This is a genomic window from Candidatus Competibacter phosphatis (assembly GCF_012939995.1).
In the GTDB taxonomy this organism is placed as follows: Bacteria; Pseudomonadota; Gammaproteobacteria; order Competibacterales; family Competibacteraceae; genus Competibacter; species Competibacter phosphatis.
Genome location: NZ_SPMZ01000016.1, coordinates 56786 through 77284 on the forward strand (window position 1 = coordinate 56786; position 20499 = coordinate 77284).

Genomic DNA, 20499 nt, shown 5'->3' on the forward strand with positions numbered 1-20499 from the left:
AACATGCCGGCATGGCTGCACAGTAAGCGGCATACTTTCCTAAATCACCGCAACTGCGGTTGCGGTTTCCGCAATTGCGGTAAGACTCAAGTCGCGGTCAAGCTGCGCTTTGCCGCTGCAAACTTATCCTCCAGGGTCCGCGCCGATATGCCCGGCTTCTTATCAAAGTGTTCGAGTAGCGCGGCAATGATCACCGATTGATTATCGAAAATGGATTGTGGTTCGCCCGTTGGTGTCTTGCCCAGCATCAACGTGAGCATTGCGCCGATAATGTTCAGATAGGTTGTCTCGGCTCGCTCGCCGGGTGCATTCTGCTTTTCCACCATCGCCCGTAATGAATCACGCTCACCGCGCATAGCATCCATTTCGCGGGTGATTTCCTCCGCCCATTTCGCCGCTTCTTTCAGTTCCGCCCGCGCCGCGTCACAATCAGCCTGCAAGGCCAGGAAGGCGTCAGTATTGATCGCCGAATGAGTCTTGCGCTCGATTTCATCAAACAGAAATTCCGGCTTGTCTGACGGAAATTCTCTGGCGATCCATTCTTTGAGGTTTGTTCGAGTTACATGCCGCCGCCCTGGTGCGACATGCTCTTTTGATCCATTGAGGGAACCGCCATTTTCGCGGTTTACTGGTAATGCACCACTTTCAATAGCTTCGTGTAGCGCCCGGCATCGCGGCTCAAGGCATTTAATGAAGGGATGCCGATAGACGGCAGGAAATACTTCGGATGATTGGCTCAAATACTCCTGAACCTCATCCGGCGGAATGCCGCACCAAAGCGCCGCCGCTACTGGAACCGGATAGATGGAGTAGTAAGATAGAGCATTGTCGCAACGATCATTTTCCCAAGTTTTTTTTCATGGCGCCCCTTTTGCGCGGCCCTTGAATCAGAAGCCGCGCCAGCCGGGCAAGGGAACCCGGTTTTCGCCCCGTCGGGCTAGGCGCGGCAAATCAATTATACCGCCCGGTACGCTTTACCAAAGCGACCAATAATCACCTTTCGCCCTTCCTCAATCTGGCTATCCACAAAGTCAGCCCACCATTGCAACATTTCCCGCCGCTGTTCAGCATACTGCGCCCGGTTATAAACACCCCGGATTCCCTTCATTTCGTGAGCCAGCGCCTTTTCGATCCAATCCGAATTAAACCCGGCTTCATGCAAGTGCGTTGACGCTGTCCGCCGGAAATCATGGATTACAAAATTCCGCGCATCGAATTCCAAGGCCCGCACGGCAACATTCAGTGTGCTATGGGCTATCGGTTTTTTGAGACTTCCTCGGCTGGGAAACACCCATTCGGAATCGCTCGCCAATCCCTTCAATTCCTCGTACATCGCCACGGCTTGCCGAGACAATGGAACTAGATGCGGCTTGTCTTTTTTCATGCGTTCGCCGGGAATCGCCCATTCGGCTTTATCGAAGTCGATTTCTTCCCATCGGGCTTCGATCAATTCCGATTTACGCACCATGCACAAAATCAATAGATGCAGCGCCAGCTTGTGCGCCCGCTTCATGCTGGACTGATAGATTGCCCGTAGCAGCTTCCCAATTTCATCGGGTGTTAAAGCCACGTCCCGACTTTTGGCGGTTGCAATAAATTTCGCCTCAATGGCCGCCGCCGGGTTAAACGTCACCTTCTCGCGCGCAATCGCATAAGCAAACAGCCGTTTCAGCACGTTGCGGGTTTGGAGGGCCATTTGATCGGCGCCTCGCGCCTTGATGCGGTCGGTAATCGCCAGCACATCGGTCACGGTCACATCGGCAATCTGCTTCGCGCCGATGGCCGGAATCACATCCTTTTCCAGCACGCGCTTGATGTTGCGGGGATTGCTGTTGTTCGGTTCGGCGATTTCGGCATACCAACGCCGGGCGAAGGCTTCCACCGTGTCGGCTTCCCTTGCCGTCTTCTCCTTGATCTTCGCTTTCTCGCGGGTTTTCAAACACCATTCACGGATAAAGGCTTGCGCCAGTTCCTTGACGGCGGGGGCGGCATCCTCGGGGGATTGCATCGCCGCGCCGCAAGGCCATCGGGGACAGGCCACGACCGATCAGCGCCTTGCCATCGTCCCGCCATGTTCGGGCTTCGGCCAACGAATAGGCCGGGTAATCCCCGAGCGTGATTTTTTCCTGCTTGCCCGCCAGCCGGTAGCGCAGCCGCCATACCTTCGCGCCGCCGGGCATGACTTCCACGAACAGCCCGCCCTCATCGGCTTCCTGATAGGCCTTGTCAGCAGGTTTCAGCTTCCGCAGCTTGGTATCCGACAGCGCCATCATTCCCCCTTCCGCCGTGGCGTGTACCCGTGAAAAACGGCTTCATCTTGGGCACACCATTTCGCCTTGGGCACATCACCGCCTTGCCTTGGGCACACCGCTTTTCATCTTGGGCACAAATATGGGCACACATATAAGCGGATTGCTGCGGAACATACAAGCATTGTGCATAACAAAAAAAGCCCGTATTTAAGCGGGCTTATGGGGTGTTTTGCGGAACGCTTCGGAACATACCGGAAGCCTCGCTATTTTCCGATGCAAAAAACTGCTAAAAATCCGTGATAGCAGATCCTCGGACGTAAACTCCCCGGTAATTTCCGAAAGTGCATTCTGAGCCTCGCGCAATTCCTCGGCGATCAGTTCGCCGGCGCGATAAATCTCCAATTGATCCGCCGCCCGCGCCAATGCCGCCGCCGCTCGCGCCAATGCCTCCAGATGGCGGCGGCGAGCCATGAAGGTTCCCTCCCCACCACCGTGATACCCCATGCAAGTCCTGAGGTGTTCGCGCAGCAGATCCAAGCCTGCCTCGGTCTTGGCCGACAATGGAATTTCGCCGCCCCACTCACCGTCTCGAACCACGGGCGTCCGGCCGGTCAGATCGATCTTGTTGTAAATCACCGTCACTGGTGTGTCCGCCGGCAACCGCTCTCGCAACTTGCGCTCTTCAACCGTCAATCCCAGGCGATCATCCACCACCATCAGAATCCGATCGGCGGCGGCGATCTCGTGCCAGGCGCGGCGGATACCCTCTCGTTCGATCGGGTCGTCACTGTCGCGTAAACCAGCCGTATCGATCACATGCAACGGCATGCCGTCGATGCTGATCTGTTCGCGCAGCACGTCGCGGGTGGTGCCGGGCACGGCGGTGACGATGGCCGCCTCGCGCCCGGCCAGATGGTTCAGCAGGCTGGATTTGCCGGCATTCGGCCGGCCAGCGATCACCACGGTCATGCCGTCGCGCAACAAGCGACCCTGGCCGGCAGCGGCTTGCAGCTCGCCCAGGCGCTCCCGCAGATCCTGCAAGCGCCCGGCGACAACCCCGTCGGCGAGAAAGTCGATCTCCTCCTCGGGGAAGTCGATCGCCGCTTCGACATAGATGCGCAACTCGATCAAACCCTCGACCAGACTTCGCACTTGCCGGGAGAACTCGCCTTGCAAGGAACGCAAGGCGGCGCGAGCGGCGGCGGCGGTATCGCTGGCGATCAGATCGGCAACCGCCTCGGCTTGAGCCAAGTCGAGTTTATCGTTGAGAAAGGCTCGTTCGGAAAATTCACCGGGTCGAGCTGGCCACGCACCGAGTTCCAACAGCCGCGCCAACAGTAAATCCATAACCACCGGCCCGCCGTGACCCTGAAGTTCCAGCACGTCCTCGCCGGTGAAGGAACGTGGCGCGGGGAAATAAAGGACAATACCTTCGTCGAGCACCGTACCATCGCCCGCGCGAAACCGGCGGAACATGGCTTGTCGCGGCGGGGGCAAGTCGCCGCATACCGCTGCGGCAATGGCGGGAACCGCCGGCCCGGACACCCGAATCACGCCAATGCCGCCCCGACCAGGCGGGGTGGCGATGGCGGCGATGGTGGCGGTCATGCTCCCTCTCCCTCAAGGAGAGCGGAAACGACACTCCTTCCCTCCCTGCCGAGGAGGGTTGGGGTGGGTAGCGGCTTGTGACACCATTATTTCTTGCGCTTACCGGGATTCTTCGAATCGGGCAAGGCCTGCTTGGCGAGCGTCAACAGTTTCTTGGCCTGCTCGCCGAGCCCCGATCCGGACTTGGCCTTGAGCGCCGCAGCGTCGGCACCCGATTCCACCCGCTTGGTAATGACCCACTGTTGGGCAATGGACAGCATGTTGTTCACCACCCAGTACAACACCAGCCCGGACGGGAACCACAGGAACATGAAAGTGAACACGATCGGCAGCGCCATCATCACCTTGGCTTGAATCGGATCGGGTGGCGCCGGACTCAGTTTCTGTTGGGCGAACATGGTGACGCCCATGATCAGTGGCAGCACGTAGTACGGGTCTGGAATCGACATGTCCCTGATCCAGAACATGAACGGCGCCTGACGCAACTGCACGCTTTCCACCAACACCCAGTACAGGGCGATGAACACCGGAATCTGTACCAGAATCGGCAGGCAGCCCCCCAGCGGATTGACCTTCTCCTTTTTGTACAGGCCCATCATCGCTTCGTTCATCTTCTGCTTGTCGTCGCCGTACAGCTCCTTGAGCCGGGTCAGTTCCGGTGCCAACCGGCGCATGTTGGCCATTGAGCGATAGCTGGTCTCCGACAGCTTGTAGAACGCCAGTTTGATCAGGATGGTAAGAAAGATGATCGCCCAACCCCAATTGCCGACGATGGCGTGAATCCATTTCAGCAGCCAGAACAACGGCTCGGCGATGATGGTCAACTTCCCGTAGTCCACGGTCAGTTGCAGGTTGGGCGCGATTTCCTCCAGCACGCTCGGCAACTTGGGACCCACGTACAGGCGGGTGTGGAAATCGCCGGTCGCGCCGGCTGGCACGGCCTGCACCGCGCCGCGCATCCCCACCACATAGCGGTTGCCGCCGACCACCCGAGTGTAGAAATCGTCGGTCTCGCCCGGATTCGGCAGCCACGCACCGAGAAAGTAATGCTGGATCATGGCGACCCAACCATCCTTGACCGACTGGTTCAGCTCCTTTTTGTCCATGTCGCTGAAGGAAATCTTCTCGTAGCGCTGTTCGGGTGTGGAAATCACCGCGCCGGTATAGGTCACCACGCCGCCGCCAAAGTAGCTGTTGGCCTTGTGTGGCGGCGTGCGCTGCAACTGGCGGTACTGACTACCCTGCCAATCGTCGGCGCTGTTGTTTTCCACCCGATGGTTCAGTTCCACCAGGAAACTGCCGCGGCGGAACGTGTAAGTCTTGACCACCTTCAAACCGGACGGGTCCGACCAGTTCAGCCGCACTTCCAGCGTATCCTGACCGTCCGCCAGCCGGTATTCGTCCTGTTCGGCGCTAAACTGCGCGTAATGATTGGGCGCGGGCGCGTCGTTCAGCGCCAGCAAACCGGACTGGGCGATGAAAATGTCCGCTCCGCTATCCTTGAGCAACTGAAAGGGTTGGTCCGGCTGCTGCACCGATTCCGGATAGGTGCGCAGCCCGACCCGGCGTAGGTCGCCGCCCAGGGTATCGATTTCGGCCTCGAACATGTCGGTGACGACCCGCACCCGCTGGCCGCCGCCGAGGGCTTGAGGTCCCGCGCTCACCGCCGGCCCGGCGACCGGTACGTCCTCGCCGGGCTTCAGCGCCGGCAGGGTGGATCCCGTGGGGTCGGTGAGACCGGTCGCACCGGCTGGCGTGGTGGCCACCGGTGGCGCCGGCGGCGGATGCTTCTTGGCCTGGAATTCCAGCCAATTCTGCCACAGCAGAAACAGCACGAACGCCATGGCGGCGCCCAGCAACAAACGTTGGTTTTCCATCATCGGTCCTTCTGGACAGGTTCGGGAACAGGATCGACGCCACCCGGATGCCAGGGATGGCAGCGCAGCACGCGCCGGATCGCCAGCCAACCGCCGCGCAGGGCGCCATGGCGCTCGATGGCCTCGCGGGCATACTGGGAACAGCTCGGATAAAAACGGCAGTGGTTGCCCAACAATGGACTGAGCAGAAGTTGGTAGCCGCGAATCAGGACGATCAGGATAGTGCGCATGGCCGCGCGAACCTCCGCCAGTGCCGTTGCAGCGAGGCAAACAGGATCGCGTTGCCCTGCTCCGCCGCGCCGACGCGGCCCATGACCACGCAGTCCCACCCGCCGATCCCTGGCTGGTGGTGTCGGAAACTTTCGCGCACCAATCGCTTGAGGCGGTTGCGCGCCACGGCGGATTTCGCGACCTTGCGGGAGATGGCCAGGCCCAGGCGGGGATAAGGCAAATCGTTGGGGCGGGCAAGCACGGTGAAATAGCGGTCGCTGGATTTGACCGGCCGGGCGAACACGCCGGTAAAGGCTTTCCGGCCGGTCAACCGGGCGCGGCGCGAAAAGCGCGCGCCACCGGCCATGGAGTCAGGGCGCCAGCCGGGCGCGGCCCTTGGCGCGACGCGCCTTGATAACCAAGCGGCCACCCCGGGTGGCCATGCGGGCGCGAAACCCGTGGGTACGCTTGCGGTGGATGTTGCTAGGCTGGAAAGTCCGCTTCATGTCGTGGTTCCTTAAAGATACTTGCGAGGCAAACCGGTTTGCGGTTTTTACCGCAAACGCGAAACTTACTGATCAAGAGATAAATTTGTCAAGCACTACGCAGCCTGCGATCGACGTCGCGCCTGTGGATAAGTGGTGGATAAGCCATCGGCGACTCACTAGACTGAGCAATTCCGCCTAAGGTGCCGCCAGGAGGACTGCCTGTGGACCACGAGTTGTGGAAAGCGTGCCTGAAATGTCTGGAACGCGAATTATCGGAACCTCAGTTGAATACCTGGATTCGACCGCTGCATGCCCGAGAGGACAACAGCGGCCTGCACCTGCTCGCGCCGAATCGCTTTGTGCTCGACTGGGTCAAGAAACACCATCTGACACAGATCAAGACCGTACTGGAACAGTTGCGCCCCGAACAATCGCCGGAAGTGCTGCTGGAAATCGGCAGCGGCGCCGCCCAAGTCGAGCCGGCGGCGACTCAAGATGAGGAAGCGCCTCCGGCCGAGCCGTCCGCCGGGCCGACCATCGACGCCAACGAGCTGCTCAAGAGCGGGGCGCTCAACCCGGATTTCACCTTTACCACTTTCGTCGAGGGTAATTCCAACCAGATTGCCCGAGCCGCCTGCCTGCAAGTCACGCAAAATCCCGGCAAGGCTTATAATCCGTTGTTTATTTACGGTGGCACCGGTTTGGGCAAGACCCACCTCATCCACGCCGTCGGCAACATGCTGCGCGCACGCGATGCCAGCGCCCAGGTGGTCTACCAAAATTGCGAGTATTTCGTCGCCGACATGGTGCGCTCCCTGCAACATAACGCGATCAACGAGTTCAAGCGCCGCTATCGGGTATTGGATGCCTTGCTGATCGACGACGTGCAGTTTCTGGCCGGCAAGGAGCGCTCCCAGGAAGAGTTCTTCTACACCTTCAACAGCCTGCTGGAAAGCCGCCAGCAGGTGATCCTGACCTGCGATCGCTACCCCAAGGAAGTCGCCGGCCTGGAAGACCGACTCAAGTCGCGCTTCGGTTCCGGTCTGACCGTGGCGGTCGAGCCGCCGGAACTGGAAACCCGGGTAGCGATCCTCAAGAGCAAGGCCGAACAGATTCAACTTGGGCTGCCCGACGAAGTCGCCTTCTTCATCGCTCAGCGTATCCGCTCCAACGTCCGCGAACTGGAAGGCGCGCTGCGACGGGTCTACGCCAACGCCCAGTTCACCGGCAGGCCCATTACCCTGCTTTCGCCAAGGAAGTTTTGAGCGATCTGCTGACGCTGCAAGACAAGCTGGTCACCATCGAAAACATCCAACGAACCGTGGCGGATTATTACAAAATCACCATCGGCGAGCTGCTGTCCAACAGCCGGTTGCGTGTCCTGTCCCGCCCCCGGCAGATCGCGATGGCGCTGACCAAGGAACTGACCGCGCTCAGCCTGCCGGAGATCGGCGAGGCGTTCGGCGGGCGGGATCACACCACCGTCCTGCACGCCTGCCGGAGGGTGCGGGAACTCCAGCACAGTGACCCGCAGATCCATGACGATTACACTAATTTGCTATCGACGCTGACTAACTAGAAAATCCCTGTGGATAAGCTCTGTGGATAAGTTGAATAACTTTCCAAGACCCGTTAATTAGCTTTTAAACTCAATTTTTATTTATAATAATTCCATCAAAATCAAAATAATAAATATCATTTATTGGATAAAATCCATGAAATTGACAATTTTTTTCGTGAACTTTCTATATAAACCAAAAATACCCTGTGGATAACTTTGTGGATAAGTCGGCCGTTTCTGTGGATAAGTCGGCAAAATCTGTGGATAACTTTGTGGATAACTTTTTGCCCAAAAAAAAGTTATCCACAGGAGAATCGACTTATCCACATTTCATCCACAGACTTATCCACAGGAAAAATCAATGTATGTGATTTATTTTTAATAACAAAAAAAAAGTTATCCACAGAAAATGCTCTCCCTAATAATAATAATCTTTTAAATATATATAAGATCTTCTCTATTGTTGGAGCGCCGCGAAAATCAGGTCGTGCGGACAGGCAAAATTTTATTTACCCTATGGCCAAGTAGGAAATAGGGTCTACCCGCTCGAACACGGTGGAGACCGAACGAACAGGCATACCGGAGAACTTCGATGAAACTGGAAGCCAAGCGCGAGCAACTGCTCAAACCGCTGCAACATGTGATCGGCGCGGTCGAACGTCGGCAGACGCTGCCGATCCTGACCAACGTGCTGGTGTCAGCGCGGGAGCGGGAACTGACCCTGACCACCACCGATCTGGAAATGGAACTGTCCGTTCGGGTCGAACTGCAAGTGGAGACGCCGGGCGAGACCACCCTCCCGGCCCGTAGGCTGCACGACATCCTGCGCGCCCTACCGGACGATGCCAGCGTGACGCTGAGCGTCGAGGGTGACAAGGCCACCGTGCGCTGCGGCCGCAGCCGTTTTACCCTGATCCACCCTGCCGGCCGGCGATTTCCCCACCCTGGAGGACTTACCGTTCGAAGGTGATATCCGCCTGCCGCAAGGCATTCTGCGCAGCCTGATCGAGCGTACCCATTTCGCCATGGCCCAACAGGACGTGCGCTACTACCTCAACGGTCTGCTGCTGGAAGTCAGTCCCGGCGTGCTACGACTGGTCGCCACTGACGGCCACCGGCTGGCGTTCCAGGAACTACATGCCGAAGTCGACGTGGCGGAAACCCGCCAGGTGATCGTGCCGCGCAAGGGTGTGCTGGAATTGCTGCGCTTGCTGGGCGACAACGAGGTTGAAGCGACGATCCGGATCGGCGCCAACCATATCCGACTGGTGCTGGGTGACGTCTGCCTGACCTCCAAGCTGATCGAGGGCAAGTTCCCCGATTACCAGCGCGTGATCCCCAGCGAAGGCGACCGGGTGGTGATCGCCGACCGGCTGGTGCTGCGCGGCGCGCTGGCGCGGGCCGGCATCGTACTCAGCGACAAGACCCAGGGCGTGCGCCTGCAACTGGAAGACTGGATCCTGCGGGCGCAGGCGCAAAATTCCGAGCAGGAAGAGGCCGAGGAGGAAGTCGAGATCAACTACAGCGGCGGCCCGCTGGAGGTTGGTTTCAACGTGACGTATTTGCTCGACGCGCTGGGCGCGCTGGGCGGCGAGCTGGCCAAGCTGTCCTTTTCCGACTCCGCCAGCAGTTGTCTGATCGAGGAAGCCGATGGCAGCGGCGGCAAGCATGTCATCATGCCGATGCGGCTCTGATGCAGGACAGCGGGGTCAGGGGCCGGTGAGCGGCGCTCCAGGGGCGGCGCGCTAGGGCCGCCATGCGGGTCGCTAGCCTTGATATTACCGGGTTTCGCAACCTGCGGCCGGTTCGGATCGACTGTTCGCCCGGCCTGAACCTGCTGGTCGGTCCCAACGCCTCCGGCAAGACCAGCCTGCTGGAGGCGTTGTACGTTCTGGGTCGCGGCCGTTCGTTCCGCGCCCGCCAGCAGCGAGAGTTGATTCAGACCGATGCGCCCTGGTTTCGGGTGGTGGCGATGCTGGACGGCGGCGACGGTCGGCGGCGACCGGTCGGCATCGAACGCGGCCCGCAGGAGCTGGCCATCCGCATCGACGGCGCACCAACCCGCTCGCTGGCGGAGTTGGCTCGGCAGGTGCCGGTACTGCTGCTCAATCCCGACAGCCACCGACTGCTGGAAGACGGGCCGCGTCAGCGGCGGCGCTTCATGGACTGGGGTCTGTTTCACGCCGAACCGACCTTCATCGACGCTTGGCGGCGCTACGAGACGGCCCTGCGCCATCGTAACGCCGCCTTGCGGGCCGGAGCCGCCGACCGGGCGGTGGATGCCTGGGATGGCGAGCTGGCGGCGGCGGCCGCGATCCTCGACCGGCTGCGCGATGCCTTCTGTACGGCCCTGGAAGGCGTCTTGGAGCCATTGGCGGCCCGTACCCTGGGCAAGGAAAGGGTCGGCGTCGATTATCGCCGTGGCTGGCCTCTGGAGCCGTCAGAACGGGATTTCGCGGTGTGGTTGCGCGCCGGTCGCGGTTCGGATCGTCAGCAGGGCCATACCCGGTCGGGGCCGCATCGGGCCGATTTCACGCTCCGGGTCGCCAGCCAGCCGCCCGGCGCGGCACTCTCTCGCGGTCAGCAGAAGCTGCTGACGATCGCGCTGTTGCTGGCGCAGGCGGAGTTGTACCACCGCCACCTCGGCGATGCCTGCATTCTGCTGATCGACGATCTGCCGGCGGAACTGGATCCCGGAAACCGGGCTCGGGTGTCGCGGACCCTGGCGGAACTGGACGCGCAGTTGTTTGTCACCGCTATCGAGCCGGGATTGCTGGATATTGCGCCCTGGCGCGCGGCGAAGACCTTCGGTCTGACGGGCGGCGATGTACGCGAAATGATATAATCCCGCGTCTTTTGCGGCATTCAGGAAGCGGGAGTCATGAACCAGTCGTACACCTCATCGAGCATCACGGTCCTGGAAGGGCTGGACGCGGTCCGCAAGCGGCCCGGCATGTACATCGGCGATACCGATGACGGCACCGGTTTGCACCACATGGTGTTCGAGGTGGTGGACAACGCGATCGACGAGGCGCTGGCCGGTTATTGCACCGAGATCAGTGTGACGGTTCACGCCGACGAGGCGGTGACGGTGACGGACAACGGCCGTGGCATTCCCACCGACGAGCATTCCAAGGGTCGTTCCGCCGCCGAGGTGATCATGACCGTGCTGCACGCCGGCGGCAAGTTCGACGATCGCTCCTACAAGGTTTCCGGCGGCCTGCACGGGGTCGGCGTGTCGGTGGTCAACGCCCTGTCCGACTCGCTGCGTCTGACCATCCGCCGCGACGGCAAGGTCCACCAGCAGGATTACCACCTCGGCACACCGCTGGCGCCGCTGCGGGTGATCGGCGAGACCGACCAGACCGGCACCGAAATCCGCTTCAAGCCCGGCGCCATCTTCAGCAACATCGACTTCCACTACGACGTCCTGGCCAAGCGGTTGCGTGAGCTGTCGTTTCTGAACTCCGGCGTCCGCATTCGGCTGCGCGACGAGCGCACCGGCAAGGAAGACAGCTTCGAGTATCAGGGGGGCATCAAAGCCTTCGTTGAACACCTGAATCGCAATAAGACACCGCTGCACGACGATGTGTTTTATCTGAACACCACCCGCGACGATATCCAGATCGAATTGGCGATGCAATGGAACGATTCCTACCAGGAAAACGTGTTCTGCTTCACCAACAACATTCCACAGCGCGATGGCGGCGCTCATCTGGCGGGCCTGCGCGGCGGGTTGACCCGCACCCTGAACCAGTACATGGACGCGGAAGGGATTCTCAAGAAGGCCAAGGTCGAGACCAGTGGCGACGATGCCCGCGAGGGTCTGACCGCGGTGCTGTCGGTCAAGCTGCACGATCCCAAGTTCTCGTCGCAGACCAAGGACAAGCTGGTGTCGTCCGAGGTCAAGCCGGCAATCGAGGCGGTGGTCACGGAAAAGCTGCAGGAATTTCTGTTGGAGAATCCCAGCGAGGCCCGGGCCATCACCAGCAAGATCATCGATGCCGCCCGCGCCCGCGAGGCCGCCCGCCGCGCCCGCGAGATGACCCGGCGCAAGGGCGCGCTGGACATCGCCGGCCTGCCGGGGAAATTGGCCGACTGCCAGGAAAAGGACCCGGCGTTGTCGGAGCTGTTTCTGGTCGAGGGTGATTCCGCCGGCGGTTCCGCCAAGCAGGGCCGCGATCGGCGTTTCCAGGCGATCCTGCCGCTGAAGGGCAAGATCCTGAACGTGGAAAAGGCCCGTTTCGACAAGATGCTGGCTTCGGTGGAGGTCGGCACGCTGATCACCGCGCTGGGCTGCGGCATCGGCCGCGAGGAGTTCAATCCAGACAAGCTACGCTATTACCGGGTCATTTTGATGACCGATGCCGATGTCGACGGCTCTCACATCCGTACCCTGTTGTTGACGTTTTTTCTATCGGCAGATGCCCGAATTGATCGAGCGCGGGCATATCTACATCGCCCAGCCGCCGCTGTACAAGATCAAGAAGGGCAAGCAGGAGCAGTACGTCAAGGACGAAGGGGAACTCTCGACCAGCCTGCTGCAAACGGCGCTGGACGGCGCGGCGCTGACGGTCGGGTCGGATGCCCCGCCGCTGAGCGGCGCCGCATTGGAAGAATTGGCCCGCGAGCACATGCGGGTCATGGCGCTGATCCAGCGTTTGTCTCGGCGCTACGACGGCGCACTGCTGGAACAACTGGTTTATCAACCGGCGCTGGACGGCGAACGACTGCGCGACGGCGATGCCTTGCGAGGATGGGCCGAAAGGCTGGTGGCGCGGCTGAACGACGGGTCGGGAGTCCGTTCGGTTTACGAGGCCGCCATCGAACCGCCGGAAGAGGACGGGACTCATAGTGTGACCATCACCCGCCGCACCCATAGTCTGGCGCGGCGAATCCCGCTGACTGCGGAATTCTTCACTTCCCACGAGTACGCCAGTCTCGCCCGGTTTGGCGCCAAGCTGGCGGGGGGGTTCGACCGGGGCGCGGAAGTGCGGCGCGGCGAGCGCGGCCAGTCAGTACGGAGTTTCAACCAGGCCATGGTGTGGCTGCTGGAAGAAGCCAAGCGCGGTCAGCACATCCAACGCTACAAAGGCTTGGGCGAGATGAACCCGGATCAGTTGTGGGAAACCACCATGAATCCAGACACCCGTCGCCTGTTGCAAGTACGTATCGAGGATGCCATCGCCGCCGACGAAGTGTTCACCACGCTGATGGGCGATCAGGTCGAACCGCGACGGGATTTTATCGAACAGAACGCCTTGGACGTGCTCAATCTGGACATCTAACCGGTGTTGGCGGGTGGCTGGGAGACATGGTGGCTTTTTCCCGGACCGCCGGTGGCGATGGCTTGCCCGCCCCGCACGTCCAGCCAGTGCACCGTCCGCGCCATGGGTTCCGGTTGCAGGGTGACGTGGTGGATGCCGAATCGTTCGTCGAGCAGGGCGAGGCAAGCATCGAGCACCGTTTCCCATTGGCGTAGATCCCGCACCAGCAGATGAGCCGAGAGCATGACCTTTTCCGGGGCCACGCTCCAGATATGCAGGTCGTGCACCGATATCACGCCAGGCAGGCAGGCCAGGGACTGGCCCACTTCTTCCAGTGCCAGATCAAGCGGCGTGCCTTCCATCAGTCCGTGCAGGGCTTCGCGCAGTAGGCGCAGACTGGAGAACAGAACTAGCGCGCCGATGCCCAGCGAGAGCAGCGGATCGATGGGTGTCCAGCCGGTGAGGGCGATCACGATGCCGGACAGCAGGGCAGCCATCGAGCCCAGCACATCTCCCAGGACGTGCAGCAACGCCGCGCGGGTATTGAGATTCCGCTCCCCGCGACTGAGCAGCCAGGCCACTAGCAGGTTGATCGCCAGCCCGACGGCGGCGGCCAGCGATACGGCCTCGCCGACGACGGCCTGAGGGTCGCGCAGCCGTTGCATCGCGGAGATGGCCAGCCAGGTCACTAGTGCCAGCATGGCGCCGCTATTGACCAAGGCCGCCAGAAATTCGGCGCGACCAAACCCATAGCTGTGTCGGGTCGAGACTGGTCGCCGGGCCAGCCAGGCGGCGGCGGCGGCCAGCGTGAGCGCGCCGGCGTCGTTGACCATGTGGCCCGCATCGGCCACCAACGCCAGCGATCCCGCCCACCAACCCACCCCAGCCTCCACCCCGGCATACGCCAGCGTGATGGCGGCCGCGATCCACAGCATGCGACCGGCGGTTTCGCAGTGACGATGAGAGTGAGAATGCGCGTGGGATTGAGTATGCATGGGAGACGTGTGGTCCATGGTCGTTCCGCGCCATTCGCGTTGGAGATCGCGACGGGCGGTCTTGTTTGACGGTTTAGGAATCGTTGATGCCGAACTTGCCAAGAATATGCCTCGCGCTGCTGCTGTTGAACTCGGCGCTGACCTTTCAGAACCGCTGGCCCACGATCGGTGTGCGCTGGGTACCGGAGCTGTCCCTGGAACTGGCGGTCCTGCTGTTGGCGCTGGCGTTGCTCGCCGCTTGGCGGGGCGTGCCGGGGCGAGCGACGCGAAATGTCCTGTTCGGGTGCCTCCTGGTGCTGGTATTGGGGCGTTATCTGGATGTTACCGTGCCGGCGCTGATGGGGCGATCCATCAATCTGTACTGGGACAGCCAGCATCTGCCTCGGATAGTCGCCATGTTTATGGACAACGTGGCCGGTTGGCAATGGCTGCTGGCGCTGTTGGCGCTGTTGGCGCTGTTATTTGCCCTGGCCGCCGTGCTGCGCTGGGCCTTCAGCACGATCATGGCCACGCTGGCGCGGCCGGTGGGCCGTCGCGGGATCGGCGCACTGACGCTGGTGCTGCTGATGATGTATGGCGCCGGCCGCTTGAGCCCGCGCTCGCCGACGGAACATTGGTTTGCGCTGCCGGTGACCGGGATGTTGGTCGAGCAAGCCAAGCTGATACTGGACGCCACGGTGTTCAGGGATCATGGTCGGATCGCCGCTCAGCCGCCACTGCCCGTGTCGGATCTGGGCCGCCTGGGCGGGGGCGATCTGTTCGTGATCTTTTTCGAGTCCTACGGCGCGTTGGTGTTCGACGATCCCTGTTTCGCCGTCCCGCTCGCCGGCGATTTTGCCACTTTCGAGCACTCGCTGGCGGCTTTCGGTTGGCGAGTGGTCTCGGCGCGGGTGGAATCCAGCACCTTCGGCGGATCGTCCTGGCTGGCGCATTCCAGTCTGTTGTCCGGGTTGCGCATCGCCGATCAGGGGGACTACCAGGATTTGCTGGCCTCCGATCGGGCCACGCTCACCAGTCGCTTGGCCACCGTTGGTTATCGCACGATCTCGGTGATGCCCGGCCTCAAGTATGCCTGGCCGGAAGGGCAATTCTATCGCTTCGATCGGATTTACAACGCCGAGGGCTTGCAGTACCCCGGTCCCGCTTACGGCTGGTGGGTCATTCCCGATCAATACAGCCTGTACCACATTCACCAAGCCGAAGTGGCGCCCTCGGGTCGGGCACCGCTGTTGGTGTTTTACCCGACCATCAACAGCCATGCGCCGTTCGCGCCGCTACCGCCCTATCGACCGGACTGGAGCGTTTTCGACGCACCGCCCACCGCTGCGGTGGTTGCGGAAGCGGTGGAACTGAACCAGCGGCTGGATGGCCGCGAGCTGGCCTCGGCTTACCTGCAAAGCGTCCGCTACAACCTGGCGGTGCTGGGAGGCTATCTGCGCCGGTACGCACTGGCGAACGCGTTGCTGCTGGTGTTGGGCGATCATCAGCCACCGGCGGTGGTTGGGGGTCGGGATATTCCCTGGCAGGTGCCGGTTCATCTGTTCTCGCGCGACCCGGCGCTGATCGAAGCGTTCGAGCAGGCGGGGTTTCAGCCAGGCATTATGCCGGGTCCGGCCGCGCTGGGTGGCATCGAGATGCTGGGACCGCTGCTGCTGCGGACGCTGGATAGCCGGCGGCCAAACGCGCCACAACCAACGCCGCTCACTGCCACCGCGCCCCAAATTCGATGATGCTTCATCGGGCGTTCTCCCGCGGGGTGGAGCGACGGGCTCGCCAAAGCCAACGGACGTCCACCGCAAACGAGAGCATCAGCAACCCCAGCGCGGCGGCGGCCAGCACCGTTGCCCAGGGCGGAATCAGTGGCGGCGCGAGGCACAGCGCCAGCACGGCGGTCTGGAGCACGCAGACGGTCTGTCGACGCTTGCGTGGCGGTAGTGGCCGATTCAGCCAAGGTAGGGCGTAGCCCAGCGCGACGAAACCGTAGCGCAGGAAACCCGATAGCAGTACCCAGGCGCCGGCCTTGCCCGATTGGAAGACCAGAACAGCCAGAATCAAAATGAAAAAAGCGTCCACTTCCATGTCGAAGCGGGCACCGAAGGAACTTTGCAGGCCATTGCGCCGCGCCAGCCAGCCATCGATGCCATCGAGCGCCAGAACGAACCCGGCCAGCGCAGCGACGAACCAGCTCTGGGCCGGCGTCATCTCGGGCTGGCCGATCAGGCCTGCCGCCAGCGCCGCCATGCCGGCGCGCGACAAGGTGACTTGGTTGGCCGCGCCGAAAATGACGAGCGGCAAATGTTGGGGTAAAAATGGGCTCAGGGCGAGCAGTAGTCCAGCGAACACGGCGAGACACTGGACGATATAACCGTTGGGGAGACGAAGCGTGCCGGCGGCGAGCAGCGCCAACCCCGTCACCAATAACAGCGCCGGGATGAGGCTGCGCAAGGTGCTGACCAGCAGCGGCTGGAGCGGAGATTCGGCGGTATCGGTCATGACGGGCCATCGCCGCATCGTGAAAAAGCGGTAGCTCCCAACCGTGCGCTTATCCCTGTTCCGGAAGGGCCAGATCTTCGGGCCGGATGGCTTCCAGGCGGTCAATGTTTCGGGTGAGTCCGCTCAGACCGTTCGGCAGGTTCTGGTTCAGAATCCGATCCAACAGCGGATCTTCCAATTTGACCCGCGCCGCCTGAATCGCAACGACCAAATCGGACAACTCTGCTTGATAACATCGCCAGTCCGCCGCCAATTGCCGGATTTGCGCCGCTGCCTTGGCGGATGATCGCAGGTCGATTTTCTCCTCCAGGCTGGCGCGCAGCTCCACCACCTCCCGCCCAAATCGATGGCTCGTGTCACCCAAGCGGCGAACGAAGGGCTCTATCGTGTCGGGCACTTTATCGCGCAGCAGATCGCCGGTGCTGATCAACACGGTCAGCGGAGAGCTCAATTCGTGCAGCAAGGCGGGCACCGTTGTCGGGGCGGTTGCCATAATAGCTTCCTCAATGGGTTACGCACATTGAATCTTTCATCATGGTTATTTAAGGCCAATCCTCGTGAAAACGCCATGCTGCTCGAAACGGCGCTACACTAGCTCTTGGCGAAAATGCGATCCCCACCATGGGTTTCAAGTTGGAGCGCTTGCATCCACCCATCCTCCTTTCTTCCAAGCTCATGCAAGTCGATCAAGCCCTCGTGGCGCGTGCCTTCTGGGTAACAACGCCCGGCCACGGCAAAATTCTCGATGAATTCCTGCCGCCTCCCGGTCCGGGCGAAGTGCGGGTGCGCACGCTCTATACCGGCATCAGTCGCGGTACCGAAAGCCTGGTCTTTCGTGGCGAGGTGCCGCCCAGCCAGCATCGAGCCATGCGCGCGCCATTCCAACAGGGCGACTTTCCCGCGCCAGTGAAGTATGGCTACTGCAACGTCGGGGTGGTCGAGGCCGGCCCGGCGGCATTGCGGGATCGGATCGTGTTTTGTCTCTACCCGCATCAGGATCGCTACGTGGTTCCAGCGGCGGCGATGACGCCGGTACCGGAGCACGTTCCGCCTGGTCGGGCGGTGCTGGCCGCCAATCTGGAAACGGCGCTCAACGTGCTCTGGGACGCCGCGCCCCGCTTGGGCGATCGGATCACGGTGATCGGCGCCGGCACGGTCGGCTGTCTGATCGCCCGGTTGGCCGGACGCTTGCCGGGCTGCGCGGTGCAACTGCTGGACGTGGACGCGGGCAAGGCGACGGTCGCGGCATCACTCGGGGTGCGCTTCGCTACCCCGGATCAGGCGGCGGCCGAACAGGATGTGGTGATTCACGCCAGCGGCGCGCCCGCCGGATTGGCGGTGGCGTTGAGCTTGGCCGGGTTCGAGGCAACGGTGGTGGAAGCGAGCTGGTTCGGCGCGCGGCCGGTCAGTCTGCCGCTGGGCGAGGATTTCCATGCCAAGCGCTTGCGTATCCAGAGTTCCCAGGTTGGCGCGGTGGCTACCGCGCAGCGCGGGCGTTGGGATCATCGGCGACGCTTGTCCACAGCGATGGATCTATTGGACGATCCGATGTTGGACTATCTTATCAGCGGTGAACGTGCGTTCACCGAGCTGCCGCAAGTGCTGGCGGAATTGAGCCAGAACCCGGCGGGTGTGCTGTGCCAGCGGATCGTTTACCTTGATAGTAATTGAATTATATATTAATATAAATCAATAAGTTATATATCGTATAGCCAGCGCGCTCAACAATTCATACTTCAGGGTGCCCCTGCTCATGGAATCGACCTTCAAGCTAACTGTTACCGGGATACAACCTGGTCAAGATCATCAAATCGTCCAAGCTCGCTTTCGGGAATGGATCAAAGGCAATTCGGCTGAGATCGAAAAATCACTCCAGCGCATTTTGACTCAACAACCGGTGGTACTCGCTGAAAATCTCCCCCAGGAACGTGCCAGCAACCTGTTAAAAAAAGTTGAGTGATGGCGGTCTGGCGTGTCGCCTTGATCCAATGCAGCTCACGTTGATGCCCATCGACACCATGGAAGAAAATACACCGCCCTATCGATGCCCAGCCTGTGGCCACAAACAGCCCCCTACCCCCGATGGCTCCGACATTTGCGAGCGTTGTGGTGTGGTCGGTCGTAATTACCAGGGTGTTAACGAATACAAGATAGCTCTTGAAGCAGAGCGTCAGCGCCTGCGGTCAATGCTGGATCGGGAAAAAACCGAGCAAGCTAAAAAAGGTAGAGAATGGGTCGAAAAGCAACGGGAAAAACTTCAGCAGGAGATGCTCGACCAAGCTCGGCGCCAAGCCGAAAAAAGAACTGAATATCGATCTGCGCTACAAAATCAAGCAACTTTTCAAGCCTCGAATTCTAATACCGATTCTTGGTAGTACGACCGTCGCCGTGATTGGAGTTGGCCTGTTGGTGTGGCAACTGGGAATTCCCGACGCCTCTAATGCCACAGCCGACCATCCCGCTGGATTTAAAATTCAAATCGCTCCTTCGCCCAATGCTGTGTTCAAAGTCGAAGGTGCGCCTGCACAGTCGATGCAAGCTAACAGCGACAATGCTGGTTCCACCCTTGCTGAGACATTATCACAACGGGAAGAAACCAAAAAAACCGTCAACCAGCAGGAGGAGAATGTTCCCCCCATGGCGACAAGCGACTCCACTATTGCTAATGTGGATACGGGAGCCGCTTTAAACGCCACCAAGACTGGAAGTACCACCACTTCAGTGCCCGGAACCGGGACGACCATCACGGTGCATCTGCTCGATCTCGATAAAGTTGCTCTGGCCCTGTCCGTCCCCTCGAAGACTGCCAAGCCTTCTGCAATCGCAGCTAAAATCAGCAACTCGCAACTGTTGATCGACTTGGCGCGCTACCAGGCTGAAACTGGTGACCTGTCTGCCGCCGGCCAGAGTCTCGAACGCGCCAGTGAATTGCTCGAGAAAATCAAACACGACAATCCCACTGCTATTTTACCGGATGCCGTCAGCCGCAACCGTACTGAGATCCTAGCGACTATCGCCTATCAGCACCACCAGCGGCAAGCACTTTCCCTTGCACAATCCGAATGGTATCAAGCGATGAATTTGGCCAACACCATCGTCGCACCTAGCGAGCGTGCCCAAGCATTCGCCAATATCGCCCGCACCTTGCAGGGCTCAGCTCCCGCCACCGCTGGCAGCTATTTCAATCGGGCCGTTGACAGCGCTCGTATTCTCAACGACTCTGTCGCTCGCGCGATAACCTTGGGCGCCATCGCCCGTGATCTAACTGACAGCGGTCAGTTCCAGCAAGCTGAAGATTTATTCGCCCAAGTTACGGCTGCGATCGTCACCATCGCGGATTCTAAAATGCGGATGACTACACAGTGTATCATTGCCAAATATCGCGCCGAAGCAGGTGACAACACTGTTGCTAGAACATTGCTGGAACAGATTGCCAGCCAATCCAAGAAAATTGGTTCCCGCTTGGAGTGCGACCGCCACCAAGCTGATACCCAAAGCGCCATTGCCCGCAACCTTGCGAAAAGTGGAGACATATTGAGTGCCCGAGCAGAATTCGCCGCTGCGCTCGATCGAGTTGTAAAACTTAAAGACCCTGAAGCCCGTGCGAGCGCAATGCTCTACCTGGCACGGAACTTAGCGGCGGGCGGAGATTTAGAATCGGCTGCGCGAATTGTGGCTGTTGCGCTTCAGGACAGCGGCATCGACCCGGACGGCGCCGCCAAATCACGAGCCTGATTCATTCGCGTCG

General features: G+C 60.6%; 13 protein-coding genes and 5 pseudogenes. 8 read left to right on the forward strand and 10 right to left on the reverse strand.

Annotation, left to right across the window (positions count from 1 at the left end; translation table 11 throughout):
• Positions 1-86: 86 nt before the first annotated feature.
• From E4P82_RS05720 to rpmH, 7 genes and pseudogenes are all read right to left on the reverse strand, one after another.
• On the reverse strand, positions 87-740 hold the full coding sequence (locus E4P82_RS05720; protein WP_169247999.1) for a protein kinase: 654 nt from the start codon (positions 738-740) through the stop codon (positions 87-89).
• Between the two features lie 215 nt (positions 741-955).
• Positions 956-2270 (reverse strand): annotated as a pseudogene (locus E4P82_RS05725) (tyrosine-type recombinase/integrase).
• 245 nt (positions 2271-2515) lie between these two features.
• Positions 2516-3860 (reverse strand): annotated as a pseudogene (gene mnmE / locus E4P82_RS05735) (tRNA uridine-5-carboxymethylaminomethyl(34) synthesis GTPase MnmE).
• 86 nt (positions 3861-3946) lie between these two features.
• Positions 3947-5740, reverse strand: a complete 1794-nt coding sequence (gene yidC, locus E4P82_RS05740) for a membrane protein insertase YidC (RefSeq protein ID WP_312914221.1) — start codon at positions 5738-5740, stop codon at positions 3947-3949.
• Positions 5737-5967 carry a membrane protein insertion efficiency factor YidD gene (gene yidD, locus E4P82_RS05745; protein ID WP_169248003.1) on the reverse strand — a complete coding sequence of 77 codons (231 nt, stop codon included), beginning with the start codon at positions 5965-5967 and terminating at the stop codon, positions 5737-5739. The genes yidC and yidD overlap by 4 nt, the downstream gene beginning before the upstream one ends.
• Entirely contained in the window at positions 5952-6314 is a 363-nt protein-coding gene (gene rnpA, locus E4P82_RS05750; RefSeq protein WP_169248004.1) for a ribonuclease P protein component, read from the reverse strand. Before rnpA ends, yidD begins: the two co-directional genes overlap by 16 nt.
• Positions 6315-6318: 4 nt before the next feature.
• Positions 6319-6453, reverse strand: coding sequence for a 50S ribosomal protein L34 (gene rpmH / locus E4P82_RS05755; protein WP_169248005.1), 135 nt, complete (start codon positions 6451-6453; stop codon positions 6319-6321).
• A gap of 203 nt (positions 6454-6656) precedes the next feature.
• Between rpmH and dnaA the strand changes: the two are divergent.
• The 4 genes and pseudogenes from dnaA (at position 6657) to gyrB (ending at position 13284) form a co-directional block, all read left to right on the forward strand.
• A pseudogene (dnaA, locus tag E4P82_RS05760) lies at positions 6657-8014 on the forward strand (chromosomal replication initiator protein DnaA).
• A gap of 574 nt (positions 8015-8588) precedes the next feature.
• Positions 8589-9690 (forward strand): annotated as a pseudogene (gene dnaN, locus E4P82_RS05765) (DNA polymerase III subunit beta).
• Between the two features lie 62 nt (positions 9691-9752).
• Positions 9753-10841 (forward strand): DNA replication/repair protein RecF, encoded by a 1089-nt coding sequence (gene recF / locus E4P82_RS05770; RefSeq protein ID WP_169248006.1) that lies wholly within the window; start codon positions 9753-9755, stop codon positions 10839-10841.
• A 36-nt stretch (positions 10842-10877) separates the two neighbouring features.
• Positions 10878-13284: pseudogene (gene gyrB / locus E4P82_RS05775) on the forward strand (DNA topoisomerase (ATP-hydrolyzing) subunit B).
• Here gyrB and E4P82_RS05780 read toward each other — a convergent pair.
• Positions 13281-14258 carry a cation diffusion facilitator family transporter gene (locus tag E4P82_RS05780; RefSeq protein ID WP_169248007.1) on the reverse strand — a complete coding sequence of 326 codons (978 nt, stop codon included), beginning with the start codon at positions 14256-14258 and terminating at the stop codon, positions 13281-13283. The pseudogene gyrB and the gene E4P82_RS05780 sit on opposite strands and share 4 nt — an antisense overlap.
• Before the next feature lie 86 nt (positions 14259-14344).
• Between E4P82_RS05780 and E4P82_RS05785 the strand changes: the two genes are divergently transcribed.
• Complete coding sequence (locus tag E4P82_RS05785) at positions 14345-15988, forward strand: alkaline phosphatase family protein (protein ID WP_169248008.1); 1644 nt, start codon at positions 14345-14347, stop codon at positions 15986-15988.
• 4 nt (positions 15989-15992) lie between these two features.
• On the opposite strand, the gene E4P82_RS05790 is transcribed toward E4P82_RS05785, so the two are convergent.
• Positions 15993-16751, reverse strand: a complete 759-nt coding sequence (locus E4P82_RS05790; RefSeq protein WP_169248009.1) for a CDP-alcohol phosphatidyltransferase family protein — start codon at positions 16749-16751, stop codon at positions 15993-15995.
• A gap of 49 nt (positions 16752-16800) precedes the next feature.
• Positions 16801-17244, reverse strand: coding sequence for a hypothetical protein (locus E4P82_RS05795; RefSeq protein WP_169248010.1), 444 nt, complete (start codon positions 17242-17244; stop codon positions 16801-16803).
• 182 nt (positions 17245-17426) lie between these two features.
• Here E4P82_RS05795 and E4P82_RS05800 point away from each other — a divergent pair, with 182 nt between their 5' ends.
• From E4P82_RS05800 to E4P82_RS05810, 3 genes are all read left to right on the forward strand, one after another.
• A complete protein-coding gene (locus tag E4P82_RS05800) occupies positions 17427-18422 on the forward strand; it encodes a zinc-dependent alcohol dehydrogenase (RefSeq protein ID WP_169248153.1) in 996 nt (331 codons plus the stop codon).
• 82 nt (positions 18423-18504) lie between these two features.
• The gene (locus tag E4P82_RS05805; RefSeq protein WP_169248011.1) at positions 18505-18711 is read left to right on the forward strand and encodes a hypothetical protein; all 207 of its coding nucleotides are present in this window, start codon (positions 18505-18507) and stop codon (positions 18709-18711) included.
• Positions 18712-18908: 197 nt separating this feature from the next.
• Positions 18909-20486: an ATP-binding protein gene (locus E4P82_RS05810; RefSeq protein ID WP_169248012.1), complete on the forward strand. Its 1578-nt coding sequence runs from the start codon at positions 18909-18911 to the stop codon at positions 20484-20486.
• Positions 20487-20499: the final 13 nt, after the last annotated feature.

Coding starts and splice junctions, on each gene's coding strand:
- E4P82_RS05780 (WP_169248007.1), bottom strand. CDS start 14,258: ATGCATACTCAATCCCACGCGCATTCTCACTCTCATCGTCACTGCGAA.
- recF (WP_169248006.1), top strand. CDS start 9,753: ATGCGGGTCGCTAGCCTTGATATTACCGGGTTTCGCAACCTGCGGCCG.
- E4P82_RS05805 (WP_169248011.1), top strand. CDS start 18,505: ATGGAATCGACCTTCAAGCTAACTGTTACCGGGATACAACCTGGTCAA.
- E4P82_RS05785 (WP_169248008.1), top strand. CDS start 14,345: ATGCCGAACTTGCCAAGAATATGCCTCGCGCTGCTGCTGTTGAACTCG.
- E4P82_RS05800 (WP_169248153.1), top strand. CDS start 17,427: ATGCAAGTCGATCAAGCCCTCGTGGCGCGTGCCTTCTGGGTAACAACG.
- rpmH (WP_169248005.1), bottom strand. CDS start 6,453: ATGAAGCGGACTTTCCAGCCTAGCAACATCCACCGCAAGCGTACCCAC.
- yidC (WP_312914221.1), bottom strand. CDS start 5,740: ATGATGGAAAACCAACGTTTGTTGCTGGGCGCCGCCATGGCGTTCGTG.
- E4P82_RS05790 (WP_169248009.1), bottom strand. CDS start 16,751: ATGACCGATACCGCCGAATCTCCGCTCCAGCCGCTGCTGGTCAGCACC.
- yidD (WP_169248003.1), bottom strand. CDS start 5,967: ATGCGCACTATCCTGATCGTCCTGATTCGCGGCTACCAACTTCTGCTC.
- rnpA (WP_169248004.1), bottom strand. CDS start 6,314: ATGGCCGGTGGCGCGCGCTTTTCGCGCCGCGCCCGGTTGACCGGCCGG.
- E4P82_RS05795 (WP_169248010.1), bottom strand. CDS start 17,244: ATGGCAACCGCCCCGACAACGGTGCCCGCCTTGCTGCACGAATTGAGC.